General features: G+C 73.6%; 11 protein-coding genes. 8 read left to right on the forward strand and 3 right to left on the reverse strand.

The window, feature by feature from the left end:
- The first annotated feature begins 94 nt into the window (after positions 1 to 94).
- Both J2X26_RS07420 and J2X26_RS07425 read left to right on the forward strand, forming a co-directional pair.
- Positions 95 to 1,456 (forward strand): MFS transporter, encoded by a 1,362-nt coding sequence (locus J2X26_RS07420; protein ID WP_307491097.1) that lies wholly within the window; start codon positions 95 to 97, stop codon positions 1,454 to 1,456.
- A 2-nt stretch (positions 1,457 to 1,458) separates the two neighbouring features.
- Positions 1,459 to 5,619: a bifunctional nitrate reductase/sulfite reductase flavoprotein subunit alpha gene (locus J2X26_RS07425; RefSeq protein WP_307491099.1), complete on the forward strand. Its 4,161-nt coding sequence runs from the start codon at positions 1,459 to 1,461 to the stop codon at positions 5,617 to 5,619.
- Positions 5,620 to 5,626: 7 nt separating this feature from the next.
- Here J2X26_RS07425 and J2X26_RS07430 read toward each other — a convergent pair whose 3' ends face one another.
- The 3 genes from J2X26_RS07430 to J2X26_RS07440 all read right to left on the reverse strand — a co-directional run bounded on the left by J2X26_RS07430 (position 5,627) and on the right by J2X26_RS07440 (position 8,428).
- Positions 5,627 to 7,153, reverse strand: a complete 1,527-nt coding sequence (locus J2X26_RS07430; RefSeq protein WP_307491100.1) for a molybdopterin-dependent oxidoreductase — start codon at positions 7,151 to 7,153, stop codon at positions 5,627 to 5,629.
- Between the two features lie 281 nt (positions 7,154 to 7,434).
- Positions 7,435 to 7,881 carry an HIT family protein gene (locus tag J2X26_RS07435; RefSeq protein ID WP_307491101.1) on the reverse strand — a complete coding sequence of 149 codons (447 nt, stop codon included), beginning with the start codon at positions 7,879 to 7,881 and terminating at the stop codon, positions 7,435 to 7,437.
- 13 nt (positions 7,882 to 7,894) lie between these two features.
- Positions 7,895 to 8,428 (reverse strand): DUF1697 domain-containing protein, encoded by a 534-nt coding sequence (locus tag J2X26_RS07440; RefSeq protein WP_307491102.1) that lies wholly within the window; start codon positions 8,426 to 8,428, stop codon positions 7,895 to 7,897.
- Positions 8,429 to 8,562: 134 nt separating this feature from the next.
- On the opposite strand from J2X26_RS07440, the gene nirB reads away from it, so the two are divergent.
- The 6 genes from nirB to J2X26_RS07470 are packed head-to-tail and all read left to right on the forward strand — an operon-like array spanning position 8,563 to position 15,447.
- Complete coding sequence (gene nirB, locus J2X26_RS07445) at positions 8,563 to 11,154, forward strand: nitrite reductase large subunit NirB (RefSeq protein WP_307491103.1); 2,592 nt, start codon at positions 8,563 to 8,565, stop codon at positions 11,152 to 11,154.
- Positions 11,151 to 11,525: a nitrite reductase small subunit NirD gene (gene nirD, locus J2X26_RS07450; protein WP_307491104.1), complete on the forward strand. Its 375-nt coding sequence runs from the start codon at positions 11,151 to 11,153 to the stop codon at positions 11,523 to 11,525. Before nirB ends, nirD begins: the two co-directional genes overlap by 4 nt.
- A 5-nt stretch (positions 11,526 to 11,530) precedes the next feature.
- Positions 11,531 to 12,793: a uroporphyrinogen-III C-methyltransferase gene (gene cobA, locus J2X26_RS07455; RefSeq protein WP_439897838.1), complete on the forward strand. Its 1,263-nt coding sequence runs from the start codon at positions 11,531 to 11,533 to the stop codon at positions 12,791 to 12,793.
- Positions 12,790 to 13,905, forward strand: coding sequence for a uroporphyrinogen-III synthase (locus J2X26_RS07460; RefSeq protein WP_307491107.1), 1,116 nt, complete (start codon positions 12,790 to 12,792; stop codon positions 13,903 to 13,905). Before cobA ends, J2X26_RS07460 begins: the two co-directional genes overlap by 4 nt.
- The gene (locus J2X26_RS07465) at positions 13,905 to 14,645 is read left to right on the forward strand and encodes a sirohydrochlorin chelatase (protein WP_307491109.1); all 741 of its coding nucleotides are present in this window, start codon (positions 13,905 to 13,907) and stop codon (positions 14,643 to 14,645) included. The genes J2X26_RS07460 and J2X26_RS07465 overlap by 1 nt, the downstream gene beginning before the upstream one ends.
- Before the next feature lie 49 nt (positions 14,646 to 14,694).
- Positions 14,695 to 15,447 carry a hypothetical protein gene (locus tag J2X26_RS07470; protein ID WP_307491111.1) on the forward strand — a complete coding sequence of 251 codons (753 nt, stop codon included), beginning with the start codon at positions 14,695 to 14,697 and terminating at the stop codon, positions 15,445 to 15,447.
- Positions 15,448 to 15,465: the final 18 nt, after the last annotated feature.

Raw genomic sequence — 15,465 nt, forward strand, 5'->3', positions numbered from 1 at the left:
AACCGTGCACGCAACCGTTCCGACAGGTCGGACGAAACATCCGATCCTTAGCGTCGGCGTCGACCGAGCCCCCCTTGTCCACCCGGAGGTCCCCATGGCGCCACAGGTCATCACCGACGCCAGCACTGCCCCCGTACTCGACGCCGCGCCGCTCACCCACCGCCCCGGACGCTGGATCGACGGCTGGAACCCGGAGGACGAGGGCCAGTGGGCCTCCGTCGGCCGGGTGATCGCCCGCCGGAACCTGGGCCTGTCGATCTTCGCCGAGTTCCTCGGCTTCGCCGTCTGGGCGCTCTGGAGCATCGTCGTCCCGCGCCTGCCCGACGCGGGCTTCGTCCTGACCGTCGACCAGATGTTCTGGCTGATCGCGCTGCCGACGCTCGTCGGCGCCACCCTGCGGATCCCCTACACGTTCGCGGTGCCGATCTTCGGCGGCCGCAACTGGACCATCGTGTCCGCGCTGCTGCTCCTCGTCCCGACCGTCGCGCTGGGCGTGGCCGTGCAGAACCCGGAGCTGGGCTTCCCGGTCCTGCTCGTGGTCGCCGCGCTCGCGGGTGTCGGCGGTGGCAACTTCGCCTCGTCGATGGCGAACATCTCGTTCTTCTACCCCGAGAAGGAGAAGGGTCGCGCGCTCGGCCTCAACGCGGCGGGTGGCAACCTCGGCACCGCCGCGGTGCAGTGGGCGGTGCCGATCGTCGTCGTCGTCGGCGCCGGCATGCAGCTCCAGTGGGCCGGCTTCATGTTCGTGCCGCTCATCCTGATCGCCGCGTTCCTGGCGTTCCGCTACATGGACAACCTGTCGAACGCCAAGGCGGACCCGCGGGCCTACGGCGTCGCCGCCCGGTCCCGGAACACCTGGATCATCTCGTTCATCTACATCGGCACCTTCGGCTCGTTCATCGGCTTCTCCGGGGCGTTCCCGCTGCTGCTGGCGAACACGTTCCCCGAGGTCACCATCACGATCGCGTTCGCCGGTGCGCTCGTCGGCTCCATCGCCCGCCCGTTCGGCGGCATCCTCGCCGACAAGCTTGGCGGCGCCCGCGTCACCATCGGCGCGTTCACCGTCATGGCGATCGGGGTCGTCTGCGCGATCTTCGCCCTGCGCGCCCACGCGTTCGGTCCGTTCCTCGTGTCGTTCCTCGTGCTCTTCATCGCCACCGGAGCCGGCAACGGCTCGGTCTACCGGATGATCCCCGCGGTCTTCCGGTTCGGGGCAACAGACGCCGAGGACAGCGCCCGACGCGCGAAGGCCGCGGCCGGCTGCCTCGGCATCGCCGGGGCGATCGGGGCGTTCGGCGGCTTCCTCATCCCGCGCGGCTTCGCCATCTCCACGACGGCGACCGGCAACATCCAGGCGGCGCTCTGGGTGATCGTGGGCCTGTACCTGGTCATGAGCCTGACCACGTGGGCCGTGTACCAGCGCCGCAGCGGCGCGTACGGCGCGACGGTCATCTGATCTTGACCACCACCACGCCCGCCCCGCAGGGGAGCACCACGTCCGTCGAGCAGGTGGCGACGGTGTGCTCCTACTGCGGGGTGGGCTGCGGGATCGTCCTCGACGTCGCGTGCGACGACGAGGGCCGCCGCGTCGCGCGCGGTGCCCGCGGGGACAAGTCGCACCCCGCGAACGCCGGCCGGCTGTGCACCAAGGGCGCGACGAGCGCGGACATGCTGGCGGCCGGCGGTCGGGCGACGCACGCGCTCGTGCGAGCGGAGCGCGGTGCCGAGCCCGTGCGAGCGGACCTGGACGAGACGATCGCGCTGGTCGCCCGGCGCCTGCGTGAGGTGGTCGACACGCACGGGCCCGACGCGTTCGCGCTCTACGTCTCGGGACAGATGAGCCTCGAGGCCCAGTACCTCGCCAACAAGCTCGCCAAGGGCTACGTGCGCACGCAGTGGATCGAGTCGAACTCGCGGCTCTGCATGGCCAGCGCGGGGACGGGCTACAAGCTCTCGCTCGGCGCGGACGGGCCGCCCGGGTCCTACGACGACCTCGACCACGCCGACGTCTTCCTCGTCATCGGCGCGAACATGGCCGACTGCCACCCGATCCTGTTCCTGCGCATGCTCGACCGGGTCAAGGCGGGCGCCAAGCTGATCGTCGTCGATCCTCGTCGCACGGCCACGGCGGACAAGGCCGACCTGTTCCTCCAGGTGGCACCCGGCACGGACATCGCGCTGCTCAACGGGCTGCTGCGGCTGATCGTCGAGGCGGGTGGGCTCGACGACGAGTTCGTGGCCGAGCACACCGAGGGGTGGGACGAGCTCGAGGCCATGCTCGAGGACTACCCGGCAGACGAGGTGGCGCGCATCACCGGTCTCGCCGAGACCGACCTGCGCACGGCGGCGGCCATGCTCGCGGGCGCGGGCAGCTGGGTGTCCTGCTGGACGATGGGGCTCAACCAGTCGACGCACGGCACCTGGAACACGAACGCCCTGGTCAACCTGCATCTGGCGACGGGCGCGATCTGCCGCACCGGCTCGGGCCCCTTCTCCCTGACCGGTCAGCCCAACGCGATGGGCGGCCGGGAGATGGGCTACATGGGCCCGGGCCTGCCGGGCCAGCGCACGGTTCTCGACGCCGACGACCGCGCGTTCGTCGAGGAGGTCTGGGACCTCGCCCCGGGGACGCTGCGTGCCGACTTCACCGGCCGCGGCACCGTCGACATGTTCGAGCGCATGGCGACGGGCGAGATCAAGGCGTGCTGGGTCGTCTGCACGAACCCGGTCGCCTCGGTGGGGAACCGACGCACCGTCATCGAAGGGCTCGAACGGGCGGAGCTCGTCGTCACGCAGGACGCGTTCGCGGACACCGAGACCAACGCCTACGCCGACGTGGTGCTCCCGGGTGCGCTCTGGTCGGAGTCCGACGGCGTGATGATCAGCTCCGAGCGCAACCTCACGCTCGCTCGCGCGGCCCTGCGCCCGCCGGGCGACGCCCTCCCGGACTGGCTGCTCATCGCGCGGGTCGCCACCGCGATGGGCTACGACGGGTTCGACTTCGCCTCGTCAGAGGAGGTGTTCGACGAGCTGCGCGCCTTCGCGAACCCCCGCACGGGCTACGACCTGCGCGGGGTGACGTACGACCGTCTGCGCTCGGGTTCCGTGCAGTGGCCCGCCGCGCCCGACGGGCCGCGTCGCAACCCTCTGCGCTACCTCAACGACGGCGTGAGCCAGCAGCTTCTCGAGCGCCCGGACGGTACGCGTCCGCGGCTCGCGTTCCCGACGCCGTCGGGCCGGGCCAGGTTCCTCGCCCGCCCCCACCTGCCCGCCGCCGAGCTCCCCGACGACGACTTCCCGTTCGTGCTCAACACCGGTCGCGTGCAGCACCAGTGGCACACGATGACGAAGACGGGCAAGGTCGCCAAGCTCAACAAGCTCGCGCCGGGACCGTTCGTCGAGATGCACCCGTCCGACGCGAGCGCGCTCGGGCTGGTCGACGGCGCGTCCGTCGAGGTCGCGTCCCGTCGCGGTCGGGCCGTGCTGCCCGTCACGGTGACCGACCGGGTGCTGCCGGGCGCGCTGTTCGCCCCCTTCCACTGGAACGACCTGTTCGGTGAGTACCTGGCCGTGAACGCCGTCACCAACGACGCGGTCGACCCGATCTCCTTCCAGCCCGAGCTCAAGGTGTGCGCTGTGGCGCTCACGCCCGTCGCCTCGCAGGTCGAACCCGTCGTGCCCGACCTCCGGTCGGTCGATCCCGTCGTGCCCGGCGGCCTCTCGCCGGGTGCGCTCGCGATCCGCGCCCTGGGTGCGACGCTCGGGCTCGACGCGCACCAGCCGCCTCGCCTCGGCGACCGCGAGCGTCGCTACCTCGCAGGGTTCCTCGCGGGGCTGGGCGGGGGCGAGCCGGGCACCCCCGTGCTGCCGCCGAACGCCCCCCTCGACGCCGACGACGCGCTCTGGGTCGACGGCCTCCTCGCGGGCCTCTTCTCTCGCACCCCCGAGGCCGACGGGAGCCGCGGTGGTGCGGTTCCCGAGCGGGCGGCGACGGCGCCGCGCCAGGTGGTGGTGCTGTGGGCGTCCCAGACGGGTGCGGCCGAGGACCTCGCGACGGCCGTGGCGCAGCGGCTGGTGGGTGCCGGGCTCGCGCCGCGCACCGTCGCGATGGACGACTGTCTCCCGGCCGACCTGCCGACGGGGGCCGACCTCGTCGTCGTGACGAGCACGTTCTCCGACGGCGACGCGCCGGACAACGGCACCGCGTTCTGGGAGTCGGTGGCCGCGGTCGATGCGCGCCGGCTCGACGGGTCGCGGTTCGCGGTGCTCGCGCTGGGCGACTCGAGCTACGACCGGTTCTGCGGGCACGGGCGCCGGCTCGACCACCGTCTCGAGGAGCTCGGGGCGGCGCGGCTGGTGGAGCGCGTCGACTGCGAGCCCGGGGAGGACCAGCAGGCGCACGCCTGGATCGACGCGGTGGTGTCGGCCCTGACGGGGGATACGCCACCGGCCCCCCTTGCCGAGCCCGCCGTCGCGGCACGCCCGGACGAGCCTGCCCACGCCACGCGGCAGCACCCCGGCGTCGCGAAGATCATCGGGAACCGCCTGCTGTCCTTGCCCGGCTCGGACAAGGAGGTGCGCGAGATCCTGCTGGACGTCACCGACAGCCCGCGCGAGGTCTCCTACCGCGCGGGGGACGCGATCGCCGTGCGGCCGTCGAACTCGCCGGAGCTCGTCGCCGAGTGGCTCGCCGTCACCGGGTGGGACCCGGACCAGGTGGTCGAGGTGGACGGCCGTCCGCACCCGCTGCGCGCCGCGCTCACCACCGAGCTGGACGTCAGCCGCATCTCGAGCGACCTGCTCAGCCTCGTCGCCGAACGGTCCGGCAGCACCGAGCTGCGCCACCTCCTGCGCCCCGGGAACAGCAGCGACCTCGCGCGCTGGACGTGGTGCCGGCAGGCGGTCGACGTGGTCGCCGAGCTTGCCCCCGACGTGCCCGCCGCGGACCTCGTCGGGGTGCTGCGCCGTCTCGCGCCGCGGCAGTACTCGATCTCGTCGAGCTCCCGCGTCACGCCGGACGTGGTCGCGCTGACGATGTCCGTCGTCCGGTACGCGTCGCCGTCGGGCGCGCGCCGGGGCGGTGTGTGCTCGACGTTCCTCGCGGACGCACCGCTCGGCACGCTCGTGCCCGTGCACGTGCAGCCCACGTCCCACTTCCGCCCACCGGCCCCCGACGTGCCCGCCATCATGGTGGGCCCGGGGACGGGCGTGGCGCCGTTCGTCGGCTTCCTCGCCGACCGCGCGGCCGCCGGGCACACCGGGCGCAACTGGCTGTTCTTCGGCGAGCAGCACCAGGCGACCGACTTCTACTACCGCGACGAGCTGTCGCGGCTGCTGTCGGAGGGCACGCTCGACCGCCTCGCCACCGCCTTCTCGCGAGACCAGCGGTCGAAGATCTACGTGCAGGACCGGATGCGCGAGCACGGCGCCCGGCTGTGGGAGTGGCTCGAGCAGGGCGCGTCGTTCTTCGTGTGCGGCGACGCCTCGCGCATGGCGAAGGACGTCGACGCCGCGCTGCGCGAGATCGTCGCGACGCACGGCGGGCTCAGCGCCGCGGCGGCCGACTCGTACGTCAAGGACCTCGTCACCCGGCGCCGGTACGTGCGCGACGTCTACTGACGCGCGCTCAGGTGACGGTCACGCGGACCGTGTCGTAGCCCGTGGCGCCGTCCGGGATGACGCCCGCGACCGCACCCGTCTGCGGGCCCTGCGGGTCGGACGCGCGGACGAACAGCTGGTACTCGCCGGGCTCGGCGTCCCACGTCCACGACCACTGTCGCCACGAGTCGATGCTGCCGTCGTCGGCGAGCGTCGCGTCGTTCCAGGACCCCTGGTCGACGCGCACCTGCACCCCGGTGATGCCGCGGTGCTGCGCCCAGGCGGTCCCGGCCACGACGACCGACCCGGCGGGGACGGACGTCCCGGGCCTCGGCACCTCGATGCGCGACTGCGTCTTGATCGGCCCTTCCGCCGACCAGCCGCGCTCGGTCCAGTACGCCGTGTCGTCGGCGAACCGGGTGACGCGCAGCTCGGTGACCCACTTCGTCGCGGACACGTACCCGTACAGCCCCGGCACCACCATGCGCACCGGGAAACCGTGCTCGACGGGCAGCGGCTCGCCGTCCATCGCGATGGCCAGCAGCGCGTCGCGCCCGTCGGTCAGGGCAGCGAGCGGGGTCGACGCCGTGAACCCGTCGACGCTGCGGGAGAGGACCATGTCGGCGTCGCCGGTCGGCCGGGCCCGGGCCAGCAGGTCCGCGATGGGCATGCCCAGCCACTTCTGGTTACCGATGAGGTCGCCGCCGACCGGGTTGGACACGCACGCGAGCGTCACCCAGGCCTCCACGAGGTCGCCCTCCAGCAGCTCGTCCCAGGTGAGCGTGACCTCCTCCTCGACCATGCCGTGCACCCGCAGGCTCCAGGTGCTCGGGTCGACCTGCGGGACCACGAGGGCGGTGTCGATCCGGTAGAACTCGTCCGGCGGCGTCTGCCAGGGCCCGACGCCGTCGACGCCGACGTCGACGCCCGCGGGCACGGGCGCCGCCGTCGTGGTGGGGGACGGGATCCGGACAGCTGCCCGCGCCGACTGCGCCCCGCGGGCACCGGCGCCGATGGCCCGGCCGAGCACCACCCCGACCACGCCGAGGGCTCCCGCCGCGGCCGTGGCCTGCAGGAACGCGCGCCGCTGGACACCCTCGGGACGGGGGCGCCCCGGTGCTCCGGGCAGGCGACGGACCAGCTCCCGCAGGGTCAGCAGACCAGCGATCGCGCCGACCACCGCGGGCGCCCCGGCGAGGGTCCCCGCATCCGGTCGGCCCATCGCCGCCAGAGCGGCGACGGCACCCAGCACCACCACGAGCGTGGCGCCCCACGCCCAGCGCCGGGCTGCGAGCACCCCGGCCAGCGCGGCGAGCGCGAGGATGACCAGCACCTCGCCGATCCCGAGGACGACCTTGTCCGCCGTGCCGAACGTCGAGGCGGCGAAGTCCTTGAGCCAGGCCGGGGTCGCGTCGACGAACGCGGACCCGACGGCCACCAGCGGGTCGGTGCTCGGCCCGGTGATCAGCGCGACGAGGGACCCGACGCCGAGCGTCACGACACCCGCGGCGAGTCCCGCGAGCGCGGCGAGCCCGGTGTCCCGGCGTGTTGCCATCTGCTGCGTGCCCTCCTCGATGAGCGGTCAGCCCCGACTCTGCCCTGACGGACGGCGGATGTCGTCACCCACCCTGCGCGCCGACCCTGTGTATCTGACACCACAACGTCCGAGCATCCGGCCGCGATACCGCGCACTTCCTCGGACGTCACCATGGTGGATGCAGGACGTCCGCACATTCGGTCGCCAGGACGCTCGAACGTGCGGACGTTGCAGCCATGCCTACGGGACGTCCGCGCATCCTGTCGTCCGGACGCTCGAACGTGCGGACGCTGCGGGGGTCAGAGTGCGGGGCTGCCCAGCGTCGCCGGGACGTGGGCGGCGTGGCCCTGGTCGCGCAGGGCGGCCCGGACCCGTTCGGCCGCCGCGTCCAGCTCGGCCGCGGGGACGTCGGAGCGGGCGTTGCGGAACGACAGGCTCGCCTCGTCCCACGCGGGCAGGACGTGCAGGTGCAGGTGCGCGACCTCGAACCCGGCGACGAGGAGTGCGGCGCGCGGCGCGGACCAGGCCTGCTGCTGCGCCTGCCCGATCGTCTTGGCGACGAGCACCAGGTGCGCCAGCACGTCATCGGGCGCCTCGGTGAGCTGCGCGATCTCGGCGCGGGGGACCACGAGCATGTGACCCTCGGTGATGGGGGCGATGGTGCCGAACGCCACGGCGACGTCGTCGGCCCACACGAACCGGCCCGGGATGTCCCCGGCGATGATCTTGGTGAACAGGGTGCTCATGACGCCACGCTAGTCAGGCGCGCTCACGGGCGAGCCGCTGCAGCGCGAGCACGGTGTTCCAGTTGCGCGCGGTCCCGGACCGGCCGGTCGCCTTCTCCAGCACGGGGAGGGTGAGCTTGGAGCGGCCGATGCCGTCGGGGAAGTACGCGTAGGTCTCGTGGCCGGCGAACGCGACGCTCTCGCGACCGTACGGCGTCGGGTCGAGGTCGGTGCGCGCGGGGGCGCCGTCCCAGCAGTACAGGACCACGTGCGAGGGGTCCGAGGACGCCTCCTCGGGGTACGGGAGCCGCTCCACGATGGCGTCCCACTGCTCCAGCGTCCGGGTCACGACGGGGACGTCGAACCCGAGCTCGGCGACGAGGGCCTCGGCCAGTCCGGGGCCCACGGCGGAGGCGGCTCCGGCGGGCACGAGCACGATGTTCCCGCTGTTCACGTAGGTGGTGACCCGGGTGTGGCCGAGGCTCTCGGCGACCTCGCGCAGCTGGGCCGACTTCACGGTGCGACCGCCGACGTTGACGGCGCGCAGGAGGGCGATCACGGGGCTCATGCCCTCACTCTCACACCAGGCACCGACGCGGTGTGCGGGAAAGGTTCCTCCCAGGTAACCGAGCGACGTCCTCGGGGAAACAACCCGTTCCTACCGTGGGACGTGCCCCACCCCCCAGCCCGACGGAGCACCCTATGAACCAGCACCTCGTCGTCGTCGGCGGCGGCATGGTCGCCCAGCGGCTGGTCGAGGCGTTGCGTGACCGCGACACCGCCGGCACCTGGCGCATCACCGTTCTGGCCGAGGAGCCGCGCCGCCCGTACGACCGCGTCGCCCTCACCAGCTACTTCTCGGGTCGCGACGCCGACGACCTGGCCCTGGGCGACCCGGAGCTGTGGTCCGACCCGCTGGTGACCCTGGTCCGCGACGACGCGGTGACGCACATCGACCGTGACGCGAAGACGGTGACCACCGCGCACGGCCGCACGGAGCACTACGACCACCTCGTCCTGGCGACGGGCTCGTCGGCCTGGGTCCCGCCGATCGAGGGCACGGACCTGCCGGGCGTGTTCGTCTACCGCACCGTCGACGACGTCGCGGAGCTGCGCGGTTACGTCGAGAAGCTCTCCGAGGACCGGGTGGTCAAGGGAGCCGTCCTCGGTGGCGGTCTGCTCGGGCTCGAGGCGGCCGGTGCGCTCCAGGCGCTCGGTGCCCGCACGACCGTCCTGCAGGTGGGCACGCACCTCATGTCGACGCAGGTCGACCTCGGCGGCGGCGAGGCGCTGCGACGGCTCATCAACAATCTCGGTGTCGGGGTCCGCCTGAACGCGATGACCACGAAGATCCGCCCGCACCGGCGCGGGGGCGTGGGTCGGCTGGACCTGGCCGACGGCGGCCGGGTCGACGCGGACGTCGTCGTGATCGCCGCCGGGGTGCGGCCGCGCGACGAGCTGGGCCGCACGTCTGGCCTCGAGATCGGCGCGCGCGGCGGGATCGTCGTCGACGACACCTGCCTGACCAGCGACCTCGACATCTCGGCGGTCGGCGAGGTCGCCTGCATCCAGGGCGCCACGATCGGGCTCGTCGCCCCCGGCTACGCGATGGCGGAGATCACCGCCGACCGTCTGCTGGGCGGCACCTCGGAGTTCCCCGGCGCGGACACCGCGACCAAGCTCAAGCTCTCCGGCGTCGACGTCGCCAGCTTCGGCGACGCGTTCGGCGAGACGCCCGGCGCCCTCGAGATCGTCTGGGCCGACCCGGTGGGGGGCGTCTACAAGAAGCTCGTCATGTCCGACGACGCCCGCACCCTGCTCGGCGGCGTGCTCGTCGGCGACGCCAGCGCGTACTCGAGCCTGCGCCCGATGCTCGGGCGCGAGCTGCCGGGCGACCCGGCCGCGTTCCTGCTGCCCGAGGGTGGCGGGGGAGCGCCGGAGCTGGAGCTGCCCGACGACGCCGCCGTCTGCTCGTGCAACAACGTCTCGGCCGGCACCATCCGCGGCGCGGTCACCGACCACGCGTGCACCGACCTCGGCGCGGTCAAGGCGTGCACCAAGGCGGGCACCAGCTGCGGCTCGTGCCTGCCGCTGGTCAAGAAGCTGGTCACCACCGAGCTGGCAGCGCAGGGCATCGAGGTCAGCACCGCGCTGTGCGAGCACTTCGCCCTGTCCCGCGCGCAGCTGTACGACGCGGTCCGGGTCAGTGACGTCTCGTCGTTCACGCAGGTCATCGAGCGGTTCGGCACCCGCGCCGAGGGGCGTGGCTGCGACATCTGCCGGCCGACGGTCGCGTCGATCCTGGCGACGACGTCCCCGGCGCACGTCCTCGAGGGCGAGCGGGCCACGCTGCAGGACACCAACGACCACGTCATGGCCAACCTCCAGAAGGACGGCTCGTACTCGGTGGTCCCGCGCATCGCCGGCGGCGAGGTGACGCCCGAGGGGCTCATCGCGATCGGCGAGGTGGCCAAGGACTTCGGGCTGTACACCAAGATCACCGGGGGCCAGCGGATCGACATGTTCGGCGCCCGCATCGACCAGCTGCCCCTCATCTGGCAGCGCCTGGTCGACGCCGGGTTCGAGTCCGGCCACGCGTACGGCAAGTCCCTGCGCACCGTGAAGTCCTGCGTGGGCTCCACGTGGTGCCGGTTCGGGGTGCAGGACTCGGTGGCGCTCGCGGTGATGCTCGAGCTGCGGTACCGCGGTCTGCGCTCGCCGCACAAGATCAAGCTGGGCGTCTCGGGCTGCGCGCGCGAGTGCGCGGAGGCCCGCGGCAAGGACGTCGGCGTCATCGCGACCGACAAGGGCTGGAACGTCTACGTCGGCGGCAACGGCGGCTTCACGCCGCGGCACGCGCAGCTGCTGGCAGAGGACCTGGACACCGAGACGCTGGTCCGCACCATCGACCGGTTCCTCCTCTACTACGTGCGCACGGCGGACCGGCTGCAGCGCACGGCGCCGTGGATCGAGGACGTCGAGGGCGGTCTCGACGGCGTCCGCGCGGTCGTCATGGAGGACTCGCTCGGCATCGCCGCGGACCTCGACGAGCAGATGGCGCAGCACGTCGTGGAGTACGAGGACGAGTGGCGCGCCACGCTCGAGGACCCGGAGAAGCTCCGCCGGTTCGCGTCCTTCGTCAACGCACCCGACACCCCCGACCCGTCGCTGGCGTACGTGCCGGAGCGCGGCCAGTCCCGGCCGGCCACCGCCGACGAGCGTCGTCACGCCCGCCCGACGCCGCACCACGAACCCGTTCTCGTCGCCGGAGCCCGACTGGAGGTGCGCTCATGACCGCGCTGGAGACGATCGTGTGGACGACGGTCTGCCGGTTCGACGACCTCGCGCCCGAGCGTGGTGCCGCCGCACTGCTCGGCGCCGACCAGGTCGCCCTGTTCCGGCTCCTCGACGGTCGCGTGCTGGCGGTCCAGCAGCACGACCCGTTCAGCGACGCGTTCGTCATCTCGCGGGGCATCGTCGGCTCCCGGTTCGTCGAGGGCGCCGAGGTACCGACGGTCGCCTCCCCGATGTACAAGCAGGTGTTCGACCTGACGACGGGCCGGTGCCTGGATGTCGCGGGCAAGACGCCGGCCCGGGACCTGGACCCCGACCTGCGCACCTGGCCCGTCCGGCTGCGCGACGGCCTCGTGGAGGTGGGCTCGTGACCACGATGCTCGGGCTCCAGCTGACCGGCCGCCGCGTGCTCGTCGTCGGTGGCGGACCCGTGGCTGCGCGCCGTGTGCAGTCGCTGCTCGCCGACGCCGCCACGGTGGTCGTCGTCGCGCCGCAGCTGTGCGAGGTGCTCCTCGACCTGCACCGCTGGGGCCTGATCGAGTGGCGGGCCCGGGAGGTGGAGGAGTCCGACCTCGACGGTGCCTGGCTGGTGCACACCGCCACGGGAGACCGCTCGACGGACGCCGCCGTGCTCGCCTGGGCCACGGAGCGTCAGACGTTCTGCGTCGACGCAGGCTCCGGCGCCGCCGGCTCGGCCCGCACGCCCGCGACCACCCAGCAGGGCGACGTCCTGGTGGGCGTGGTCTCGACGGGTGCGGCGGACCCGCGGCGCACGGTCGCCGTGCGCGACGCGCTCGCCGCCCGGCTGCGCGAGGGGCACGTCGACCTGCGGCACCGCCGCGCGCACGCGGGCCGCGTCGTGCTGGTCGGCGGGGGACCGGGCGACGTCGGGCTGCTCACGCTGGCCGGCCGCCGCGCGCTCGCCGAGGCGGACGTCGTGGTCACCGACCGGCTCGGACCGGTCGCCGTGCTCGACGAGCTGGCGCCCGGGGTCGAGATCATCGACGTCGGCAAGACGCCCGGCCACCACCCGGTGCCGCAGCACGAGATCGGCCGGATCCTGGTCGAGCAGGCCCAGCGTGGCCGGGTCGTCGTCCGGCTCAAGGGCGGGGACCCGTTCGTGTACGGCCGGGGCGGCGAGGAGGTGCTCGCCTGCCGGGAGGCCGACGTGCCCGTCGAGGTCATCCCCGGGGTGAGCAGCGCGTTCGCCGCGCCCGCCGCCGCCGGCATCCCCCTGACGCACCGCGGCACGGTCGGTGCCGTGCACGTGATGAACGGGCACGACGGCTGGTCGTCGGCAGCACTCACGGGTCTGCGGGACGGGTCGTGCACGGTCGTCGTCCTCATGGGCGTGAGTGCGCTGGCGACCCTGGCCACGCAGGCGCTCGACGCCGGCGCGGACCCGGCCACGCCGGTCGCCCTGGTCGAGGAGGGCACCCTGCCCGGTCAGCGCGTCACGCGGGCGCGCCTGGACGACGTGGTCGACGTCGCAGGCGCCGCCGGCGTGCGCGCACCTGCCGTCATCGTCCTGGGTGCCGTGGCCGCGGCCGGGCTCCTCGAGCCCGACCATGGTGACGCCGCTCACACGACCGAGTCGCCGGACGCATCGGCCTCCGGGGCCGTCACAATGGCCACGTGAGCGAACCTATCGACCAGACCCTCGCGGGCCTCGTCGTGCTCATCACCGCCGACCGCCGGTCGGCCGAGCTCGCCGCCGCACTGGGTCGCCGAGGTGCCTCAGTCCGGCACGCCCCGGCGCTGAGCATGGTGCCCCACATCGACGACGCCCGGCTGCTCGAGGGCACGCGGTCGCTGCTGGCCCACCCGCCGGACACCGTGGTGGTGACCACCGGTATCGGGTTCCGCGGCTGGATCGAGGCGGCGGACGCGGCGGGGCTCGACGAGCCGCTCGTGCAGATGCTCAAGGGCACCCGGATCGTCGCCCGTGGACCGAAGGCGCGCGGCGCGATCCAGGCCGCCGGGCTCACCGCCGACTGGGTCGCGGAGTCCGAGACGAGCGCCGAGATCGCGGAGGTGCTCCTGGACGAGGGGGTCGCCGGTCGCGACATCGCCGTCCAGCACCACGGTGCCGGCGCGGACGGCCTCGACGAGGCGTTCGCCGCCGCGGGTGCGCGGGTCCGCAGCCTCGTCGTGTACCGCTGGGGTCCGCCGCCGGACCCGTCCGTGGTGACCGCCTCGGTCCGGGGCGTGGCCGCCGGCGAGATCGACGCGGTCGTCTTCACCTCCGCTCCCGGTGCGCACGCCTGGCTCGAGGCGGCCGACGAGGCCGGCGTCATCGACGACATCGCGTCGCTCGCCCGTCGTGGCAGCGTCGTGATGGCGGCGGTCGGACCGATCACCGCGAAGCCGCTGCAGGACCGCGGCATCGAGCCCCTGGTGCCCGAACGTGGCCGCCTGGGCGCGCTGGTCCGGACACTGGTCGGACACTACGGCGGGCTCCAAGCGCTGCAGACCATCGCGGGCCCGCTCCAGGTGCACCGCGGGACCGCGGTGCTCGACGGGCACGTGCTCGCACTGACCCCGACGGGGCTGGAGGTCCTCCGGCTGCTGGCCGCCGCAGGTGGGGCCGTGGTGCCGCGGGATCAGGTGCTGGCCGCGCTGCCCGGGGACTCGCAGGACCCGCACGCCGCCGAGGTGGCCATCGCGCGGCTGCGTGACGCGACAGGGAGCCGCCAGCTGATCCGCACGGTGGTCAAGAGGGGATACCGTCTCCAGCTGGAGGAGGTCTGATGACGAACGCACTGCACGCCCGCGGCCCTGCTCCCGACGGCCCGCGCGGAGACCTCGACGCTCCCGTGCTCGTCGGGTGCTCGCACGGCACTGACGACGCCGACGGGCGGGCCGCCGTCCGCTCGATCCTCACCGGCGTGGCAGCCTACCGGCCCGATCTCGACGTCCGCGAGGCGTTCGTGGACGTCCAGGAGCCCGAGGTCGCCGACGTCGTCGCGCACGCCCTCGACAGCGACGCGTCCGGCGCCGTCGTCGTGCCGCTGCTGCTGTCGGTCGGCTTCCACGTGAAGGTCGACATCGCCGCAGCGGTCGACCAGCCCGGCGCCACCGCCGCCGCACCGCTCGGCCCGGACCCGCGGCTCGTCGACATCCTCGTCGACCGCCTCGAGACCGCGGGCCTCGCCCCCGACGACTCCGTCGTGCTCGCCGCCGCCGGGTCCACCGACCCCGCGGCCGCGCTCGCGGTGGAGTCGGTCGCGGCCGGTCTGGCGGACCGGCTCGAGCAGCCGGTGACCATCGGCTACGGGGCCGGCGCGGAACCGCGCGTGCCCGCGGCCGTCGCCACCGCACGCGCCGACGCGCCGCCCGGCGGCCGGGTCGTCGTGGCCTCGTACCTGCTGGCACCGGGCTACTTCTACGACCGCGTGATGGAGGCGGGGGCCGACGTCGTCGCCGCCCCGCTCGCGCCCGACGAGCGCCTCGTGCAGATCGTGCTCGACAGGTACGACGCCGCCACCTGACGTGAGACATGGGTTGCCCCGAACCGTTCCGTACCTCTAGGAACGGGGGATGCCCACCCTCCGGCCCGCCGTCGCCGCTGCCGTCGCGGCAGCCGCGCTCGTCCTCGTCGCGTGCACCGCGCCGACCGACGACACTGCCGCACCCTCGACCACCCCGTCCGCACCGACCGGCATCGTCGCGTCGATGCGGCCCGCGGACCGGCCGACGTGCCTGCCGGAGGGCGCCGCGGCGGTCACGACCGGGCCCGAGGACGACCCGACGCTGGTGGCCTTCGCGGGTTCCGGTACCCGCGGCGTGGTGCTCGCCCCCCAGAGCGACGGCCAGGTGTGCCAGTGGGCGCAGCAGCTCGTCCGGCTGGTCGAGGAGGGCTACCTCGTCGCGACGTTCGGCTGGTCCGGGGATGGTGAGCGCTCGTTCATCGACGCCGTCGACGTGCTGCGCGGGGTCGGCGCGACGGAGGTCGCGTTCGTGGGCGCCTCGAAGGGCGGCATGTACTCCGCCGCCCTGGCCGACGAGCTCGACCCGGTCACCGTCGTCGCCCTCGGCCCGCCGGCGGAGTACGACGGGCACGACGCACGCTCGGCGTCGAGCAGCTACACCGGACCGCTCCTCGTGATCGCCTCCACCGAGGACCGCAGCGTGCCCGCTCTGTCGTCGAAGCTGGTCTCACGGGCGGACGATCCCGCCACGTTCCTCGAGCTCAGTGGCAGCGCGCACGGCGTCGAGCTCTTCACGGGGGAGCACCGCGCGCAGGTCGAGCAGCTGATCGACGACGCGCTGGCCTCGGGCTTCGGCGGCTAGAGACGCCGACGGCGGACC

The organism is Cellulomonas humilata, assembly GCF_030814415.1.
Taxonomy (GTDB): domain Bacteria; phylum Actinomycetota; class Actinomycetes; order Actinomycetales; family Cellulomonadaceae; genus Cellulomonas; species Cellulomonas humilata_A.